This is a genomic window from Bradyrhizobium sp. 186, assembly GCF_023101685.1.
GTDB lineage: Bacteria > Pseudomonadota > Alphaproteobacteria > Rhizobiales > Xanthobacteraceae > Bradyrhizobium.
The window spans coordinates 2,286,919-2,304,072 of sequence record NZ_CP082164.1; the positions used below are offsets into that span (position 1 = coordinate 2,286,919).

General features: G+C 65.4%; 17 protein-coding genes. 10 read left to right on the forward strand and 7 right to left on the reverse strand.

Going from position 1 to position 17,154, the window contains the following annotated elements; translation table 11 throughout:
- Positions 1-63: 63 nt before the first annotated feature.
- The 7 genes from IVB18_RS10670 to IVB18_RS10700 all read left to right on the forward strand — a co-directional run bounded on the left by IVB18_RS10670 (position 64) and on the right by IVB18_RS10700 (position 6,982).
- A complete protein-coding gene (locus IVB18_RS10670) occupies positions 64-456 on the forward strand; it encodes a BlaI/MecI/CopY family transcriptional regulator (RefSeq protein WP_247989124.1) in 393 nt (130 codons plus the stop codon).
- Positions 453-2,972 (forward strand): M56 family metallopeptidase, encoded by a 2,520-nt coding sequence (locus IVB18_RS10675; protein ID WP_247989125.1) that lies wholly within the window; start codon positions 453-455, stop codon positions 2,970-2,972. The genes IVB18_RS10670 and IVB18_RS10675 overlap by 4 nt, the downstream gene beginning before the upstream one ends.
- Before the next feature lie 153 nt (positions 2,973-3,125).
- The gene (locus IVB18_RS10680) at positions 3,126-4,595 is read left to right on the forward strand and encodes a DUF1800 domain-containing protein (protein ID WP_247989126.1); all 1,470 of its coding nucleotides are present in this window, start codon (positions 3,126-3,128) and stop codon (positions 4,593-4,595) included.
- A gap of 2 nt (positions 4,596-4,597) precedes the next feature.
- Positions 4,598-5,848 carry a DUF1501 domain-containing protein gene (locus tag IVB18_RS10685; protein WP_247989127.1) on the forward strand — a complete coding sequence of 417 codons (1,251 nt, stop codon included), beginning with the start codon at positions 4,598-4,600 and terminating at the stop codon, positions 5,846-5,848.
- Positions 5,849-5,879: 31 nt separating this feature from the next.
- Positions 5,880-6,047: a hypothetical protein gene (locus IVB18_RS10690; protein ID WP_247989128.1), complete on the forward strand. Its 168-nt coding sequence runs from the start codon at positions 5,880-5,882 to the stop codon at positions 6,045-6,047.
- 150 nt (positions 6,048-6,197) lie between these two features.
- Positions 6,198-6,725, forward strand: a complete 528-nt coding sequence (locus IVB18_RS10695) for a septal ring lytic transglycosylase RlpA family protein (RefSeq protein ID WP_247989129.1) — start codon at positions 6,198-6,200, stop codon at positions 6,723-6,725.
- Positions 6,726-6,826: 101 nt separating this feature from the next.
- Positions 6,827-6,982 (forward strand): hypothetical protein, encoded by a 156-nt coding sequence (locus IVB18_RS10700; RefSeq protein ID WP_247989130.1) that lies wholly within the window; start codon positions 6,827-6,829, stop codon positions 6,980-6,982.
- A 3-nt stretch (positions 6,983-6,985) separates the two neighbouring features.
- On the opposite strand, the gene IVB18_RS10705 is transcribed toward IVB18_RS10700, so the two are convergent.
- The 3 genes from IVB18_RS10705 to IVB18_RS10715 all read right to left on the reverse strand — a co-directional run bounded on the left by IVB18_RS10705 (position 6,986) and on the right by IVB18_RS10715 (position 10,511).
- Positions 6,986-7,285: a hypothetical protein gene (locus IVB18_RS10705; RefSeq protein ID WP_247989131.1), complete on the reverse strand. Its 300-nt coding sequence runs from the start codon at positions 7,283-7,285 to the stop codon at positions 6,986-6,988.
- A 128-nt stretch (positions 7,286-7,413) separates the two neighbouring features.
- Positions 7,414-7,689: a hypothetical protein gene (locus IVB18_RS10710; RefSeq protein ID WP_247989132.1), complete on the reverse strand. Its 276-nt coding sequence runs from the start codon at positions 7,687-7,689 to the stop codon at positions 7,414-7,416.
- Positions 7,690-7,820: 131 nt separating this feature from the next.
- Positions 7,821-10,511 (reverse strand): alpha/beta hydrolase fold domain-containing protein, encoded by a 2,691-nt coding sequence (locus tag IVB18_RS10715; protein ID WP_247989133.1) that lies wholly within the window; start codon positions 10,509-10,511, stop codon positions 7,821-7,823.
- A 227-nt stretch (positions 10,512-10,738) separates the two neighbouring features.
- Here IVB18_RS10715 and IVB18_RS10720 point away from each other — a divergent pair, with 227 nt between their 5' ends.
- The gene (locus IVB18_RS10720; RefSeq protein WP_247989134.1) at positions 10,739-10,948 is read left to right on the forward strand and encodes a hypothetical protein; all 210 of its coding nucleotides are present in this window, start codon (positions 10,739-10,741) and stop codon (positions 10,946-10,948) included.
- An 81-nt stretch (positions 10,949-11,029) separates the two neighbouring features.
- Positions 11,030-12,490 carry a carboxylesterase family protein gene (locus IVB18_RS10725; RefSeq protein ID WP_247989135.1) on the forward strand — a complete coding sequence of 487 codons (1,461 nt, stop codon included), beginning with the start codon at positions 11,030-11,032 and terminating at the stop codon, positions 12,488-12,490.
- Between the two features lie 21 nt (positions 12,491-12,511).
- On the opposite strand, the gene IVB18_RS10730 is transcribed toward IVB18_RS10725, so the two are convergent.
- Positions 12,512-12,691: a hypothetical protein gene (locus IVB18_RS10730; protein WP_247989136.1), complete on the reverse strand. Its 180-nt coding sequence runs from the start codon at positions 12,689-12,691 to the stop codon at positions 12,512-12,514.
- 154 nt (positions 12,692-12,845) lie between these two features.
- Between IVB18_RS10730 and IVB18_RS10735 the strand changes: the two genes are divergently transcribed.
- Complete coding sequence (locus IVB18_RS10735) at positions 12,846-13,643, forward strand: class III extradiol ring-cleavage dioxygenase (protein WP_247989137.1); 798 nt, start codon at positions 12,846-12,848, stop codon at positions 13,641-13,643.
- A 241-nt stretch (positions 13,644-13,884) separates the two neighbouring features.
- Here the strand turns inward: IVB18_RS10735 and IVB18_RS10740 are convergent, their stop codons facing one another.
- Genes IVB18_RS10740 through glgC form a run of 3 tightly spaced genes read right to left on the reverse strand, consistent with a single transcriptional unit; the run spans position 13,885 to position 16,912 of the window.
- On the reverse strand, positions 13,885-14,145 hold the full coding sequence (locus IVB18_RS10740) for a SemiSWEET transporter (protein ID WP_247989138.1): 261 nt from the start codon (positions 14,143-14,145) through the stop codon (positions 13,885-13,887).
- Between the two features lie 50 nt (positions 14,146-14,195).
- Entirely contained in the window at positions 14,196-15,653 is a 1,458-nt protein-coding gene (gene glgA, locus IVB18_RS10745) for a glycogen synthase GlgA (protein ID WP_247989139.1), read from the reverse strand.
- Positions 15,650-16,912 carry a glucose-1-phosphate adenylyltransferase gene (gene glgC / locus IVB18_RS10750; protein WP_247989140.1) on the reverse strand — a complete coding sequence of 421 codons (1,263 nt, stop codon included), beginning with the start codon at positions 16,910-16,912 and terminating at the stop codon, positions 15,650-15,652. The genes glgA and glgC overlap by 4 nt, the downstream gene beginning before the upstream one ends.
- Positions 16,913-17,154: the final 242 nt, after the last annotated feature.

Genomic DNA, 17,154 nt, shown 5'->3' on the forward strand with positions numbered 1-17,154 from the left:
CACCAGCGTATATGCGACGCTCTGTAGCGTTACAAGAAATCTCAAGCCGCAAGGTCAGATGCCATGGACGATCGTTTGCCCGAACTGGGCGACCTCGAGCACGAGGTCATGCAATTGGTTTGGGCCCACGGTCCGGTAACGGCCGAGGTCGTGCGCGAGCGGCTGTCGCGGCGTCTGAAGGAATCGACGGTACGCACGGTGCTGCGCCGGCTGGAAGAAAAAGGCTATGCTAACCACACCGTGGACGGACGAACCTACGTCTACACCGCCGCAGAACCCCGCGCGCGCGTCGCGGCCAAGGCGGTGCAGCGCATCGTCGACTGGTTCTGCAACGGCTCGATGGAGGAGGTCCTCGTCGGCATGGTGGACAACGCGATGCTCGACCAGCAGCAGTTGCGCACGCTGGCCGATCAGGTGGCCAAGGCAAAGAAGGCGAGGGGAGTGAAGAAAGAATGATCGCAACTCTGGCGGAGGCGGCGTTACGCTCCTTTGTGCTGGGAGGCGTCGTCTGGTTCGGTCTCAACCTGTTTCGCGTGCGCAATCCGCACGTCCACATGACGGCGTGGGTCGTCGTGCTGCTGGCGTCGCTGGCGATGCCCTTCGTGATGCATTGGCCGACGCTCACCATCGCGCGGCTGCCTGTGTCTGTGTCTGTGCCGGACGAACTCTGGCCGGCCGATATTTCGATGCTGGAGACGCCGCAGCCAACGCTGCCGGTTGCGCCCGGCGCCGCCATGGCGCCCTCGGTAAAGATCGTCGCATCGATCGATTGGTGGCTGGTGACCACGATCGTCTATGCCGGCGTTGCCGGCCTCTTGCTGCTGCGGCTCGCCATCGGCCTCGGCCTGACCTGGCGTCTGGCCCGGGTGGCAAAGCCGATGAGCGGCCCGAAGATGATCGACGCCGACGTGCGCATCAGCCGCGACGTCGGCGGTCCCGTCACCTTTGGCTCGACCATTCTGGTGCCGCCGCAATTCACTGGCTGGGACGCGAAGAAGCGCCTCGCGGTGCTCGCGCACGAAGGCGCCCATGTTGCCAATCGCGATTTCTACGTCCTGCTGCTTGCGTCTCTCAACCGCGCGGTGTTCTGGTTCAGTCCGTTCTCGTGGTGGCAGCTTGCGCGACTTGCCGAACTTGCCGAGATCATCAGTGACGCCCAGGCCATCGAAGTCATCGACGACCGGCTGTCCTATGCGGAAATCCTGCTCGACGTCGCAACCTCCGTGAACCCGCGGCCGGTGGAGCTCGCGATGGCGCGGGCCTCGACCGTCCGCGCCCGTGTCGAGCGTATCATCGCGGCAGCTGCCATGCCCGTGGCGGTCGGCTGGCGCAAGCGGCTGTGGATCGCGGCAGCAATCGTACCGGCCGTGATCGTGTCGGCCGGCATGATTGCCTATCGGACGCCGGACCCGGCGCCTTTCGCAGGAGACCTCGGCGAGGCGCCGGCCCAGCATTATCGTCCCTTCGTCAATTTCTATGCCATGGGTCCCGCCTCGGTATTCGCCCTCTTCCGCGAGGGCGACGATCTCTACGGACAGCTCACCGGGCAGCGCAGGCTGCGCCTGACGGTTGGCAATGACGGCACGGCGTCCTACGCGGCCTCGTTCGGCGAGATCACGTTCCCGCTCGATGCGGAGCGCCGATCCTCCGAGCTGATGCTGCACATGAACGGCCGAGACGTGCGCGCGGTCCGCGTCGCCGAGATGCCGACGCCGGCCGCCGATCCGGCATCGCTCGATCAGTATGTCGGGTGGTTCAGGCTTGCGCCGAATCGCGTGCTCACCGTGCGGCGTGACGGCGATCGTCTCTGGTTGCAGGAAACCGGGCAGGGTGGATCTCTGGTTCTCGCCGAGGGCGCTGACGCCTTCTCCATTCGCGGCGACCATCTCCTGATCTTTCTGCGCGACGAACAGACCAAGGTCTCGCGCGTGCTGGTCCAGAACGCGTTCACAGGCGCTCGCCTCGCGCCGCGGATCGGCGCGGCGGTGGCCCAAGCGATCGAAGCCGACTTCGTGCGCCGCCTCGCGGAAGTTCCGGATCGCTTCCGGGATCAGGTCCCGGTCACCGGCGGCAAGGAGGCGATCCTGCGCGGGATCGAAGACTTGCGCAGGGGCACGCCGAACTACGATCGCATGAGCGCGCCGCTCGCCGCCAAGATTCATCGCCAGCTCGACGAATTGCATGCGACGTTCCTGGCGCTCGGCGCGATCGAATCGATCTTCTTTCGCGGCGTGGGCCCCGGCGGCTACGACATTTATGGCGCCAAGTTCGAGAATGGCACGGCGGAATTCCGTCTGCTGCTCGAGCCCGACGGCAAGGCCGGCGACGTGATCTTCCGGGCAGACGGCAACGATGAGCTCGGCGGCATCGCCGCCTGCGTGGAGGAGGCGAATGTGCGCGGCCGCGCCGGCACCTCGCCGATCCGGATCATGGTCTATAACGAGATGGGCGACGACATCCAGGTCTTCAATCTTGATGCAGACGGCAATCGCAGGACGCAGAGTGTCGTCAGGGCCAACATGTCCTGGGCCGCTTCGACCACCGTGAACAATCCTTGGGTGATTGCCGACAAATCGGGCCGATGTCTGGAGATCCTGCTGCCGGGCCGGCAGACACGCTTCCATAATGTCGAGGCTTCGAACCGCGGCGCGAGGCCCGGGCGCGCCGCACGTCGCGCCGTTCCGATCGCCAATGGTGAGGAGATGCTGCGGCGCTATATCGAGGGCGTCGGCAAGGGGCAGCCGGACTACGACCACATGACGTCAGAGGTCGCCGACATTACGCGTCAGCAGCTTCCGTTCGATCGGGCAATCCTGGCGCGGCTAGGTGCGTTGCGTGCGGTCTCCTTCCGCGGCGTCACCGCGCTCGACAGCGACATCTACATCGCCCAGTTCGCCAACGGCTCGGCGGAGTGGCGCATCGGCGTCAGGAACGGCACGATCACCAAGATCGCGCTCGGGCCGAATTTCTAGGACTGCCGCGGACGCCCGGCTGTTGAGCTCCCGATTTCTTGACCGCGACGCCTCGGTCTCTGCTTGCGAGGTCGTAGCCGTAATGTTACGGTGTGTAGCATTACGGTTCGTAGCTTCGCCCGTCGGCAGGATCGAAAGAATTGGGTGTTCGTCATGAGCAATTCTGCAAAGGCCGAGTCTGTGCTGGCGCTTCATCGCTTCGGGATGGGGCCGCGACCGGGATCGATCGCGGCGATCGGGACCGACCTGCGCGGTGCCTTGATCGCCGAGCTCGACCGGCCGCTGCTCTTACCTGCCGCTGCCAGCCTTCCCTCCAGCGCGAAGGCCTATCGTACCGTGGCCGACGCCAATGCGCGGCGGACGGCGCGCGCCAAGCAGGCCCAGCAGCAGGCAAAGAAGCAGCAGATGGCTGCGACGCCCGTCATGTCGGAGGACCAAGCGCAGACGCAGGGGCAAGCGGCGGGCCAGAGCGCAGAGAAGGATGCTGCCGAGATGGCGGCGAAGCAGGCGGCTGACGCCGTTCCTGATCCCGGACGTCCCATCTACTTGCAGGAAGCCAAGCTGCGCACGGAGGCCGCGCTCGCCGCCGACATCGGCTTTGCCGAGCGGTTGGTGTGGTTCTGGTCCAACCACTTCTGCATCTCCGCCAACAAGATCCAGAGCATGTCCGGCGCCTATGAGCGCGAGGCCGTTCGCGCCAATGCGCTCAGCCGCTTCGTCGACCTGCTCCAGGCCGTGGAGGGCCATCCGGCGATGCTGTTCTATCTCGACAATCTCGGCTCGATGGGTGCGAACTCGATTGCCGGCATCAATCGCAGCCGCGGCCTCAACGAGAACATTGCGCGCGAGATCATGGAGCTGCATACGCTCGGCGTGCGGACCGGCTACACCCAGGAGGACGTGATCAGCTTCGCCAACGTCCTGACCGGTTGGACGCTGGTGCCGCCGGGCGCTGATCCCCAGCATGGCGGCGAGTTCACCTTCAACCCGCGGCTGCACGAGCCCGGCGAACAGACCGTGCTCGGCAAGCGCTACGAGCAGGAGGATGCCGAGCAGGGCCGCGCCGTGCTGCGCGACCTCGCTGCGCATCCGGCGACCGCGACCCATGTCGCGACAAAGCTCGCGCGCCATTTCGTGGCCGACGAGCCGCCGCCGGCGCTGGTCGAGCAGATGGCGAAGACCTTTCGCGACACCGAGGGCGATCTCAAGCAGGTCGCGATCGCGATGGTGTCGTCGGATGAAGCGTGGCGCGGGCCGCCGTCAAAACTCAAGCGTCCCAGCGAATGGGTCGTCGGCATGGTGCGCGCAACGGGCATCACGATCGTCGATCCCACGCGTTTCACCGGCAGCCAGGAGCTGCTCGGCGAGGCGCTGTGGCGCCCGCCGGCGCCCAAGGGTTATCCGGACGACGAGGCAAGCTGGATCGACGGCGTCGGCCGGCGGCTCGACGTCGCCAACAATTTTGCCGAGCGCATCACCGGCACGGCCGATCCGCAAGCCATCATCGAGGACGTCTTCGCATCCGAGATCTCGCCGGAGGTGAAGCAGGCGGTCGGCCGCGCCGAGAGCCGGCATCAGGCGCTCGCGCTGTTGTTCATGTCGTCGGATTTTCAGAGGAGGTAAGCATGGGCTTCGTCAATCATCTGCCGACGCGGCGCGAACTCCTTGTCGGCTCCGGCGCGCTGTTCGCGTGGAGCCAGATGCCGAGGCTCGCGCGCGCGGAAGGGCGCGATCCGCGCCTGCTCGTCATCGTCCTGCGCGGTGCGCTCGACGGGTTAGGCGCCGTCGCGCCGGTCGGCGATCCCGACTGGATCGGCTTGCGCGGCGATCGCGCGCTGGTGCTGGACGGCAAGCCGCCGGCTCTGCCGCTCGATTCCTTTTTCGCGCTCAATCCGGCGATGCCGAACCTGCATCGGCTCTACAAGACCGGCAAGGCCTCGATCGTCCACGCCACCGCGACGCCCTATCGCGAGCGCTCGCATTTCGACGGCCAGGACGTGCTGGAAAGCGGCATGTCCAAGCCCGGCGCGATCGGCTCGGGATGGCTCAACCGCGCGCTGGTCGCGCTGGAGTCTGGCGGGCGCGTCGACCCGCGCGGCAGCCGCGCGCTCGGCATCGGCTCGGTGACTCCGCTGGTGGTGCGCGGCTCCGCGCCGGTGATGACATGGGTGCCGCAAAAACTGCTTCCGGCGAGCGAAGACACGCAAAGCCGCTTGCTCGATCTCTACCGGCACACCGACCCGAAGCTCGCGACCGTGCTTCAGGCGCGCATGAAGCTCGCTTCGCTCGGCGGCGCGCCCGGCACGGGCGATCCGATGTCGGACGATCCGACATTGATGCCGCCCGGCATCGCGCGTGTGCGCGCGTACTTCGCCGAAGCGGCCGGCACCGCCGCGCGTTATCTCGCCAAGCCCGACGGTCCGCGCGTCGGCGCCATGGGCTTTGTCGGCTGGGACACGCACATCGCGGAAGGCGCGGCCTCGGGCCAGCTCTACAATTTGCTCGGCGCACTCGACGGCGCGTTTGCCGCGATCGAGACCAACATGGGCGAGGCGTGGAACGAGACGGTGGTGGCCGTCGTGACCGAGTTCGGCCGCACCGCGCGCATCAACGGCACCCAAGGCACGGACCACGGCACCGGTACGGTTGCCTTCCTGGTCGGGGGCGCGCTCGCGGGCGGTCGCATGATTGCGGACTGGCCGGGCCTGAAGTCCGCGCAACTCTTGGAGGATCGCGACCTCAAGCCGACCACCGACTTGCGCGCCGTGCTGAAGGGGTTGCTCAGGGATCACCTGCGCGTCGAGGAGAAGGTGCTCGCCGAAACGGTCTTCCCGGGTAGCGCGGACGTCAAACCCATGGGGGGCCTCGTCGGCTGACGGCGCGGCTCCTCGCAACCGGACCGGGTTCATGATGTGCACATTGACACAGCGGCAGCTCGACTTTCTCGCCAGCCTGAAGACGGGCTGGCAGCTGCTCTATCGGCGCGAGTTGGCGCGGCTCCTCGAGGGTGAGGCCGATACCGGTGGGGAGAGGCCGGACACGCGCCCGATCATCTGGCGCGCCGCATCAGGCTGATTTTCGCGGGCCTGTCCCGTTCTAGGACATGCGACTGTGGTGGAATCGTCACAGCCGGCGCGAAACGGCCGTGGCCGCAGGCCCGCTTTTGTTCCGACAAGGTTCTGCCCTCATTGCCCACCGAACATGAGGCGTTCGGAGGGGCGTATCATGTCTCGCTTTGCACGTGCCGAAAGGGTCTGGATTTCCCCCGCATCCTCGTGCCGCCAGCCGACCCGGCTGCTGCTTGCAATCATCGGCGCCGCGTCGCTCGCTGCTTGCGCGCAATCGCCGGTTGGCCGTCAGAAGGCCGATCTTGCCGGCACGAGCCGGCAGGCCGCGGTCGAGCGGCCTCACCGGCTGCAATCGGTGGCGGCGCTGCATCCCCGCCCGATCAGCCGGGTGCGTGTGCCTGATAGTGCCGCTTCCCGTGGCGTTGCGAGCTTCTACTCGGATACGGAGACCGCGAGCGGCGAGAAGTTCGACAAGAACGAATTGACCGCGGCGCATCCGACCCTGCCGTTCGGCACGCGCTTGCGCGTGACCGATGTTTCCAGCGGCCGCTCGGTGACCGTCAAGGTCAACGATCGCGGACCCTATATTCGCGGCCGCGTGGTCGATGTCTCGCCTTCGGCTGCCGAAGCGCTCGGCATGGTCGACAGAGGCATCGTCAATGTCCGGCTCGACGTCGTGCAATAAGCGCGGTCCATCGACATCAACGTGCCGCGCTTAACCGGCTGTTAGCCGCTGTGAGGCACGATGGTCGCCCGAGCAAATCGGGGCTCTCGGGGAGGTGGCGTTTGAATACGATCCAGTATCTCGAAGATCAGGCTGCGCGCGCCGAGCGGCTCGCCAAACGGATCACGGATGCACTGACGATCGCAAAGCTGCTGACCTTCGCGGGCGAACGCCGCCGGGAGATCGAGGTCATTGCCGGCACGCGGCGGCGCGCTTAATTCTCACGACCGATACGTATGGCTCTCGACGAAATCGCTGAGATAGTCGGGCAGCGTCACGCCATCGATGTCGCAGCGCGCCTGGATTTCGCCGGCGATCTCGGTCGAGATGTCCTTCATCCAATGTTCGAGGGTGTTGAAGGAAATCACCTTGATCGGGTCGTTGAAGCAGCCGGCGACGAGCTCGCGGATGGTGGCTTCGATGTCGCTTCGCTCGATAGGGATCTCGGTCGCCTTGTCGCGGCGATCGATCACCACGAACAAGGTCTGGTCTGCGCCATAAGGCACGGTCGGATCTGGCATGTTGGTTTCAAGCATCGCAGGCACTCACGCCTTGACTTCCGATCTGCGATAACGGGAAAAACCGGGAGAAGGTTCCTGCGTTGGTGAGAAGCTTGGCATCCGCGTCCAGCCAGAGCTTCAGCACGCAATCAGAGAAACTCCCTCAGCCGAAACAGCTCGGTGACGTGCTCGGGCGACAGGATATCCGTAACCAGCGGCGGCTGCGGCGCCGTATGAATCTCGTAGAGATGTCGGGTCGCTTCAGGCTTTTCCATGAAAGCCGAGATGCACTCGTCGAGCGTGCCTTCGCTCACCTGGTAGGAGGCTCTATCCGGCCTCCGCTGATTTGCAAGCGATGGCCATTTATGCAGCGCGGCGAGCGCGCCGAAGTCGACCTTGGTATCTGTAACTAACGCATCTCCCATCGCCCCGCCTCACGCCAAAAGAACCCCAGCACACAAGCTTGCGTGCCGGGGCCCACACCAATCGCTGCATCTCAATGCCACGAGCACCCAACGCGGCGGCCGGGAAATAGTTCCCGGCCGCCTTGTCGCTCTTAACTCGCGGCCGCCGCGATTCTGTGCCCCGGGCTGGTGTGTCCGTGGCTGTTCTCGTCGTCACGCCTCACCTCCGGGGGAAGCCCGGCGAAGCGCCGCAAGGCTTCGGCCATCTGCACCCGGCCCTGGACGCCGGTGATCACCACGTCCGCCATCGTGAAGGATGAGTGGAAATGACCGCGCGCCCTGAGCAGCTCGACCGGGACGCCGGCAGCCGCCATCGCATCGGCATAGGCGATGCCCTCGTCGCGCAGGGGATCGAACTCGCAGGTGACGACGAAGGCCGGCGGCAGGCCCGCAACCTTGCCGCGCAGCGGGGAGACGCGCGGATCGGTGCGGTCGGCCGGCGAGCAGTAGAGATCCCAGAACCAGTACATCAGCGAGCGCGTCAGGAAATAGCCGGTTGCATTGTCGTCATAGGAAGGACGATCGAACGTGCAGTCGGTGACCGGGCAGACCAGGAGCTGGCCAGCGATCTCCGGCCCACCGCGGTCGCGCGCGAGCTGGCAGGTGACGGCGGCGATGTTGCCGCCGGCGCTCCAGCCTGAGATCAGCACCGGGCCGGGCTTACCGCCGAGCTCTTCCGCATGCTCGGCGATCCAGCGCGCCGCCGCGTAGCCGTCCTCGGCCGCAGCCGGGAAGCGATGTTCGGGCGCATGGCGATAGCCGACGCTGACGAAGATCATGCCGGTTCGCCGCACCATGTCACGGCAGAACGGATCGTCGGACTGCTCGTCGCCCAGCACCCAGCCGCCGCCATGGAAATAGACCACGACGGGATGTGGCCCCGGCGTTGCCGGCCGGTACAGGCGATAGGGCAGGGGACCATCGGTGCCGGGCAGGGTGCCGTCGACGACGGCATCGATCGGCCGTCCCGCGGGGCGGCCCTTGTTGAACTCGTTGACGAAGGCGCGCGCGTCAAGCGCGCCCATCGACTCGATCGGCGGCAGGTTCAATTGCCCGAGCAGGTTCAGCACCAGCCGCACGTCGGGCTGCAGCCGCACCACCTCGCCGTCATTGCATTGCGCGGTGACGTCGGGACCGGCGAGGTTGAATCCGAGCATGCCGCGGCTGACGACCTCGTCGCAGATGCTGCGATAGGGGCCGACGCCGCCGGTATAGGGCATCAGACCCTGCACCTTGCCGGGCACGTTGGCGCCCGTGTACCAGGTGTTGGCGAGCCGGTGCAGCGTCAGCGTCGAACAATCGGCCATGTGCCGGCCCCAGCCCGCCTGCGCCGTCCCGGTGGCTTCGACCGTGGTGAAGCCGGCGTCGCGCAACGCGGCGAGGCGGTCGACGACCCAGTCCACATGCTGCTCGATCGACACTGCCATGTTCGACAGCACCGACGGGCTGCCGGGTCCGGTGATCATGAAGAAGTTCGGGAAGCCCGCGACCGTGAGCCCGAGATAGGTCTGCGGTCCCTGTGCCCAGACATCGGTCAGCGACTTGCCGCCGCGCCCAGTGATCGGATGTACGGCCCGGATCGCGCCGGTCATGGCGTCGAAGCCGGTCGCAAACACGATGACGTCGACGTCGAAACTGCGCTTGCCGGTGGTAATGCTATCAGCGGTGATTGCCTTGATCGGCTCCTGCCGCAGATTGACCAGCGTGACGTTTGGCCGGTTGTAGGTCGCGTAGTAGTTGGTGTCGAGGCAGGGACGCTTTGCGCCGAAGGGATGGTCGTGCGGCATCAGTGCCGCTGCGGTCTCGGGGTCCTTCACGATCGTCCCGATCTTCTCGCGAATGAGGTCGCAGATCAGCGTGTTGCCGTCGATGTCGACGCCCTGATCGGCCCAGAGCTGGGTGAGGATGTAGACGAGATCGCCTTTGCCCCACGCCTCCTCGAAACGGGCGCGCCGTTCGGCGTCGCTCAATTGCCAGCTCACGGCCATCTGCTGCGGGTAGGGCACACCGGTCATCGACTGGCGCGCCTGCTCGCGGTAGGCCGCGCGGTCGCCCTGCAAAAGGCTCGTGCGGTCCGAGGGTGAGGGACCATTATGCGCAGGCAGCGCGAAATTCGGCGTGCGCTGGAACACGGTCAAATGCGAGGCCTGCTCGGCGATCAGGGGGATCGACTGGATGGCGGACGAGCCCGTGCCGATTACTGCGACGCGCTTGCCGGCGAGCTTCACTCCATCATGCGGCCAGCGCCCGGTGAAATAGACCTCGCCCGTAAAATCCTTGACGCCGTCGATCTCCGGCGGCTTCGGCGCGGAGAGGCAGCCGGTCGCCATGATGTAATAGCGGCAGGAAATCGGCGCGCCGTTATCGGTCGCAAGTTGCCAGCGCTCGGTCGCTTCATCCCATTTGGCTTCAGTGACCTTGGTCTTGAAGCGGATGTCGCGCCTGAGATCATAGCGGTCGGCGACGAAGCCGAGATAGCGCAGGATTTCCGGTTGGGTTGCGTATTTCTCCGACCATGTCCAGGCCGTCTCGAGCTCGGGATCGAAGGTGTAGCTGTAGTCGATGGTCTGGATGTCGCAGCGCGCGCCGGGATAGCGCTTCCAGTACCAGGTGCCGCCAACATCGCCGGCCTCTTCGAGAGCGATCGTCGTGAAGCCGGCCTTGCGCAGGCGATGGAGAAGATAGAGGCCCGCAAAGCCGGCACCGATCACGGCGACGTCGACCTGCTGGGTGGTTCCCTGGCTCGCGTCAGAGGCACGCGTCGCGACCATTGCGTCAGGCATGGCATTCCTCCCGTGCGTTTGTTTTGACGGCAGGCTATCGCCGCAGGTCCGGCTTGTCATCAGAGCAAGTGCAATCTTCGGTAGCCGTTTGCGGCGTCACCGTGGCGACGCGAACCTTGCGACAGCACACGCATCGCGACGCACAATGGCAGTGATTTTCCGGGCTAATCAGCCCCGATCCGTCTGTGTATGCTGCCGTTTCGTGCCACGCGTACCGACCGGGCGTCATGACAGAGCTGAGCGAGCGGACCAAAGCCAACATGGACGTCGTCCTGGAGGAGACGTGCCGCCAATTGCCGCACGGTGGCGATCATGACAGCCGCAGGTTCATCGCCGAGCGCCTGATCGAGGCGGCGCAGTCCGGGCATTCCACGCTCGGTGAACTCGGTATCGTCGCGCGACACGCGATCGCGGAGCTCACCGGCAAGAGGGGGTGAGCGCGGCCCGCGAGGCTTGCCTCGGCACCGGCGGCAGACGTAACCTGCAAGGGAACCTCTCCGCGCATCGAGATCCCCAAGATGCGGTCCTTGCTTGCGCTCGTTGCGGCCTCCGCATTGCTATGCTGCGCCGGTTCGGCGGCCGCCCAGTCGGTCGGCCAGTTTCCGTTTGCCCTGACGCGTGAGGGGCAGATGCTCGGCGCCGTCGAGGGCGAGGTGGCGTCCTTCAAGGGGCTCGCCTACGCCGCGCCGCCGATCGGCGCACTGCGCTGGCGTCCGCCGCGGGCTACAGCTGAGAGTTCGGAGATGCGCACCGCCTACGACTATGGCGCGCCCTGCCTCCAGCCGTCGCTGCCAAGCACGAGCGAGGATTGCCTTACGCTCAACGTGTTTCGTCCCTTTGGCGTCGACGGCCCGTTGCCGGTGATGGTGTTCATTCATGGCGACGCCTTCGTCACCGGCACCGCCAGCGATCCGATGTACGACGGCGCGAAGCTCGCGCAGGCCGGCCTGATCGTGGTCACCATGAACTTCCGCCTCGGCGCACTCGGCTGGCTCACGCATCCTGCACTGTCGGACGTCGGCTCGGGCAATTACGGCTTGATGGACCAGATCGCGGCGCTGCATTGGGTGCACGACAACATCGCGGCCTTCGGCGGCGATCCGAACAATGTCACCCTGTTCGGCAGCGGCGCAGGTGCAACGTCGATCGCGCTGCTGATGTTGTGTGCGCAAGCGCGCGATCTGTTTCAGAAAGCCATTCTGCAATCGGTGCCGGGCCGTGCACGTCTGCGCTCGGCGCAAGAAGCCGAGGCTGTAGGCAGGCAGTTCGTCGCGGCGCTCGGGCAGGAGGCGGATTTGCGCGCAGTGGAACCGGCGCGGCTGCTTGCCGCCGAAAAAAATCTGCTCGAAAGATCGTCGCGCAGCTTCACGCCCGCGGTGGACGGAAATCTGGTGACGGAGAACGTTGCCGCAGGATTTGCGGCGAGACACGAGAGCCGCATTCCCTTGATCATCGGCTCAAATGACGACGAGACGCGTTTTGACGGAGAACTCGACATCAAAGAAGAGCTTGCGTCCTCGGGCGAGAGCATCGACGAGCTGCGCCAGTTCTATCCCGACGTCGCGCGGCCCTCGGAGCTTGCGGCCAGGTTCTACACCGACAAGGTCTTCTCCGAGCCGGTGAGGTTGCTGGCCCATTTACATGCCGCTACCGGTACGCCGACCTTCCGCTATCGCTTCGCCTATCTGCCCGAAGCGCGGCGCGGAAATCCCGACGAAGGGCACGGTCGGGAGCTCCAGTTCATCTTCGGCGCGGAAGGCGTGCCGGGCGCCGGCATCTTCTCGCGGCGGGATCGCGAGGTCGCAAACCGCATGCGCGCCTACTGGACCAACTTCGCGAGGACCGGCGATCCCAACGGCCCCGACCTGCCCCGATGGGACGCAGCCGCAATCCGCGATCGCCTGCTGCTGATCGCGAATGATCACATGGCGAGCGGTGACGACCCCTGGTCGGAGCGCCTGAACCGGCTCGCGCGCTAGATGTACAAAAACGAGTTGAATTCAGGCCGCGAGTTCGACGCGCGGCGCCAGGCTCAGCCGGTCTTCTTCGAGATAGTCCATCGCGCCGTCCTTCTCGACGGCGTAGAACTGCTGGCCTTCCTTCGACCTGAAGGCCGCGCGAACGACGCCGCGGCGGCCCTTGTCACTGTTGACGACGTCCCCCAGCCCAAACTTCTTCATCTCACGTCTCGCTTGTCTTCAGGCCGATGCCTTCGGCCACGCCGGCGATTTTGGGCGGCGAATCGTTAACGGCTTGCTAACCATACGGGTTTGCCTATGCTCGCCGCGGATCGCGCGGCTGCTACACGCGCATGTTGCCAACGAGACGAGCCCGATGACGCGATTGCCGACCTTCTTCCTGTCGCATGGCGGCGGCCCCTGGCCGTTCATGGAGGATCGACGGGTACAATATGCGAAGACCGCGCAGGAGTTCCGCCGGCTGCCGCAGCTCCTGCCGGCGCAGCCGAGGGCGGTGCTCGTCATCACCGGCCATTGGGAGGCCGACGCGTTCACGGTGTCGACCGCGGCGCATCCGCCGATGGTGTACGACTATTACGGTTTTCCCGAGCACACCTATCAGGTCAAATATCCGGCGCCGGGTGATCCTGACCTCGCTGCGGAGGTGAAGGCGCTGCTCACGCGCGCCGGCCTCGACTGCCGGGAGGATGCCAATCAGGGTTTCGACCACGGCACCTTCGTGCCGCTTGGACTCATGTATCCGAACGCGGACATGCCGATCGTGCTGTTGTCGTTGAAGTCGAGCTACGATCCGGCCGAGCACATCAGGGTGGGGCAGGCGATCGCCTCGCTGCGCGATGAAGGCATTCTGATCGTCGGCAGTGGGCTCACCTATCACAACATGCGCGGCTTCGGGCGGGCGGAGTCCAAGCCGGTCTCCTACGATTTTGAGGCCTATCTGAACGAGGCCATCAGCCATCCGGATGCGGCGCGCCGCAACGCGATGCTGGTCGACTGGGAGAACGCACCCAGCGCGCGCCTCGCCCATCCGCGCGAGGACCACCTGCTGCCGCTGATGGTGACAGCCGGTGCCGCCGGCAGCGACATCGGCCATCGCGTCTTCGTCGACGAGGTCGCGAGCGTTGCGATGGCGTCGTACGCGTTCGGCGGCTGATCCTGCTTGCCGCAGCTGACCGGGCTATCGCAAAATATCGAAAACAACCCCATGCAAAGTAGAATTGCTTAGTAAAAATGGCTTTGTAGAAGGGCTTTGGCCGGGCTGGATGTTCGAGCGGATCCCGAAGTTTGACACGTCGGGCAAAACAGCGGCAAAATTCGATCATGGCGCCGGTGACCGCGCGCTATGGATCAGGCATTCCTCGGGAGGAGCTGCGAACAGGAGGAGGTGGAGAACCTCAGCCGTATCTCAGCTTCATGACCAGAATGCCGCCGGCCAGTAGCATGGTGATGGCATTGGCGGCGACCAGCGGGGCGTCGCCGCAAAGCAGGCCGTAGACCAGCCAGAGCGCCAGGCCCAGCACCATGACCAGGAACATGCCGAGCGAAATGTCCTCGGTCGAGCGGGTCTTCCAGACCTTGATGAATTGCGGCGCGTAGGCGGCGGTGGTGCAGGTGGCGGCGGCAAAGCCGAGCAGCTTGATCGCGAAGGGGTCCATGCCGATTCTATAGCATGGATTCGACGGTGGTCATGCGTCCGCCGGAACGCTTAACCGCGGCGGGACGCCATGAGGCCGCGATACAGCGTGGCATAGTCACCCGCCCGGTTGCGCCACGACACGTCGGTCGACAGTCCGCTCAATTGCAGCCGCCGCCATGTCACCTTGTCGTGGAAGACGACGTTGGCCTTGCGCAGCGTGCCCGCGAGAGCGTCCGCCGTCACCGGGCCGAACTTGAAGCCGGTGGCATCGTGGCCTGATATGTCGGCCTCGCCGATATCGACGATGGTGTCCTCGAGGCCGCCGACGCGGGCCACGATCGGCACCGCGCCATAGCGTAGCGCGCATAGCTGCGTCAGCCCGCACGGCTCGAACCGCGACGGCACGACGAGCGCATCGGAGCCGGCCTGGATCAGGTGCGCGAGAATCTCGTCATAGCCGATCAAGACCCCGATACGTCCCGGATGCGCGCGGGCGGTGGCCTGATAGCGTTCCTGGAGATCGCGATCGCCGCTGCCGAGCAGCGCCAGCTGCATGCCTTCGCCGAGGATGGTTGGAATGGCCTCGAGCAGGAGATCGAGTCCCTTCTGCCAGGACAGCCGGCTGATGACGCCGAGCAGGGGCGTTTCCGGCGAGGAAACGAGATTGAACTGCTGCTGGAGCACAGCCTTGTTCGCGGACCGAAACGCCAAATCCTCCGCGCTGAAGCGATAGGCGATGTGCGGGTCGGTCTGCGGATCCCATACCGATATGTCGATACCGTTGAGGATGCCGCTCAGCACGCTGGCGCGCGCGCGCAAGAGGCCGCCGAACCCCATGCCGCCTTCATCGCTCTGGATCTCCTGCGCATAGGTCGGCGAGACCGTGGTGATGCGGTCGGCGAACTGGAGACCCGCCTTGAGAAAGCTGATGCCGCCGAAATATTCGAGGCCGCTGACGTCGAACGCCCCCCAGGGCAGGCCGATCGCGCCGATCAGCTCGCGCGCGAACTTGCCCTGATAGGCCATGTTGTGAATGGTCATCACGGTGCCGGGCCGCGGACGGTTGTCATAGTGCAGGTAGGCCGGCGCGAGCCCCGCCTGCCAGTCATGGGCATGCACGATGTCGGGCACGAACGCAGGAATGAGCCCGTGGCCGATATCGGCCGCAATGCGCGACAATGCGGCGAAGCGCACGCCATTGTCCGGCCAGTCGACACCGTCGGCCGTCACGTAAGGATTGCCGGGCCGGTCGTAGAGATGCGGCGCGTCGAGCACGAACAGATCGAGCCCGTCGCGGGAGCCTGCAAGCAGGCGTCCAGGCCCGCCAAAATAGTCCGGCCAGCGCCGGATTTCATCGGCGCCCGAGAGCAGCCGCATCACGTCAGGATAACCCGGCATGAGCGTGCGCATCTCGACGCCATGCGCCTTCAGTGCAATGGGCAGCGCGCCGGCGACATCCGCGAGGCCGCCGGTCTTGACGATGGGATAGACTTCAGAAGCGACCGCGAGGACGCGAACGGGCGTCATGTGTTGAGCCTGTCGATCATCGGCTGGGTGATGAGCGAGACGCCCTGCTCGGTGGTGCGGAAGCGCCTGGCGTCGAGTTCAGGATCCTCGCCGACGACGAGCCCTTCGGGGATCTCCACGCCGCGGTCGATCACGACATTCTTCAGCTGTGCGCCGCGCCCGACATTCACGTACGGCATGATCACGGCGTTCTCGACATTGGCATAGGAGTTTATCCGCACGCCGGTGAACAGCAGCGAGCGGCGCAGCGAGGCGCCGGAGATGATGCAGCCGCCCGAGACCAGCGAACTCACGGCCTGACCGCGACGGCTCTCCTCGTCGTGAACGAATTTGGCGGGCGGCGTGATCTCCGAATAGGACCAGATAGGCCAGGCGCGGTCGAACAGGTCGAGCTCCGGCACCACGTCGGTGAGGTCGATATTGGCGGACCAATAGGCGTCGACCGTGCCGACGTCGCGCCAGTAGGCGCGGGGATCGCTGCCGGAGCGGACGCAGGAGGTGGAGAACTGGTGCGCAATGGCGCGGCCATTCTTGACGATGTAGGGAATGATGTCCTTGCCGAAATCGTGGTTTGAGTTCGGATCTTCGGCGTCGCGCTTGAGCTCGTCGAACAGGAATTTTGCGTCGAACACGTAGATGCCCATGCTGGCGAGCGAGACGTCCGGCTTGCCCGGCATCGGCGGCGGATCGGCGGGCTTCTCGAGGAACGACTGAATCCAGCCGTTCTCGTCGACATGAATGATGCCGAAGCCGGAGGATTCCGCGCGCGGCATTTCGAGGCAGCCGACCGTGACGTCGGCGCCGCTGTCGACATGCTGCCGCAGCATCACCTCGTAATCCATCTTGTAGATGTGGTCGCCGGCGAGCACCACGATGAAGCGGCAGGCATGCGACTCGATGATGTCGATGTTCTGGTAGATCGCGTCGGCCGTGCCGACATACCACATGCTCTCCGACACGCGCTGGCTGGCCGGGAGGATGTCAAAGCTCTCGTTGCGCTCGGGGCGGAAGAAGTTCCAGCCCATCTGAAGATGCCGGATCAGGCTGTGCGCCTTGTACTGGGTGGCGACCGCGATACGGCGGATGCCGGAGTTCACCGCGTTGGACAGCGCGAAATCGATGATGCGGGATTTGCCCCCGAAGTAGACCGCGGGCTTGGCGCGCCGGTCGGTCAGCTCCAGGAGCCGGCTGCCGCGCCCGCCGGCCAGGACGAACGCCAGCGCTTGGCGGGCAAGCGGCTCAGGTCTCGCGGCACTCATGTCAACCTCCCAAACTCCGGCGCTTCGCGAGAAGCCTCTCGGCCGCGCACATTGGAACCGATAGTAATGGCACGAATAGTCAATCGGGAAGGTGGTTGTTGGTTGCGAACGCGCGGGAAGCTTAATGCTTTGCCGCCGTGATCGGGCTCCAGGCGCCGTCGTACCGGCGTCACATCGGCGCGGAACGAGACACGTAGATCCCGTCGCATGTCGGTGACCGGCTGATCACAAGGGAGGCATGT

Coding starts and splice junctions, on each gene's coding strand:
- glgC (WP_247989140.1), bottom strand. CDS start 16,912: ATGAGTGCCGCGAGACCTGAGCCGCTTGCCCGCCAAGCGCTGGCGTTC.
- IVB18_RS10690 (WP_247989128.1), top strand. CDS start 5,880: ATGATGTGCACATTGACACAGCGGCAGCTCGACTTTCTCGCCAGCCTG.
- IVB18_RS10725 (WP_247989135.1), top strand. CDS start 11,030: ATGCGGTCCTTGCTTGCGCTCGTTGCGGCCTCCGCATTGCTATGCTGC.
- IVB18_RS10705 (WP_247989131.1), bottom strand. CDS start 7,285: ATGCCAGATCCGACCGTGCCTTATGGCGCAGACCAGACCTTGTTCGTG.
- IVB18_RS10740 (WP_247989138.1), bottom strand. CDS start 14,145: ATGGACCCCTTCGCGATCAAGCTGCTCGGCTTTGCCGCCGCCACCTGC.
- IVB18_RS10730 (WP_247989136.1), bottom strand. CDS start 12,691: ATGAAGAAGTTTGGGCTGGGGGACGTCGTCAACAGTGACAAGGGCCGC.
- IVB18_RS10715 (WP_247989133.1), bottom strand. CDS start 10,511: ATGCCTGACGCAATGGTCGCGACGCGTGCCTCTGACGCGAGCCAGGGA.
- IVB18_RS10695 (WP_247989129.1), top strand. CDS start 6,198: ATGTCTCGCTTTGCACGTGCCGAAAGGGTCTGGATTTCCCCCGCATCC.
- IVB18_RS10670 (WP_247989124.1), top strand. CDS start 64: ATGGACGATCGTTTGCCCGAACTGGGCGACCTCGAGCACGAGGTCATG.
- IVB18_RS10710 (WP_247989132.1), bottom strand. CDS start 7,689: ATGGGAGATGCGTTAGTTACAGATACCAAGGTCGACTTCGGCGCGCTC.
- IVB18_RS10735 (WP_247989137.1), top strand. CDS start 12,846: ATGACGCGATTGCCGACCTTCTTCCTGTCGCATGGCGGCGGCCCCTGG.
- IVB18_RS10720 (WP_247989134.1), top strand. CDS start 10,739: ATGACAGAGCTGAGCGAGCGGACCAAAGCCAACATGGACGTCGTCCTG.
- IVB18_RS10685 (WP_247989127.1), top strand. CDS start 4,598: ATGGGCTTCGTCAATCATCTGCCGACGCGGCGCGAACTCCTTGTCGGC.
- IVB18_RS10680 (WP_247989126.1), top strand. CDS start 3,126: ATGAGCAATTCTGCAAAGGCCGAGTCTGTGCTGGCGCTTCATCGCTTC.
- glgA (WP_247989139.1), bottom strand. CDS start 15,653: ATGACGCCCGTTCGCGTCCTCGCGGTCGCTTCTGAAGTCTATCCCATC.
- IVB18_RS10675 (WP_247989125.1), top strand. CDS start 453: ATGATCGCAACTCTGGCGGAGGCGGCGTTACGCTCCTTTGTGCTGGGA.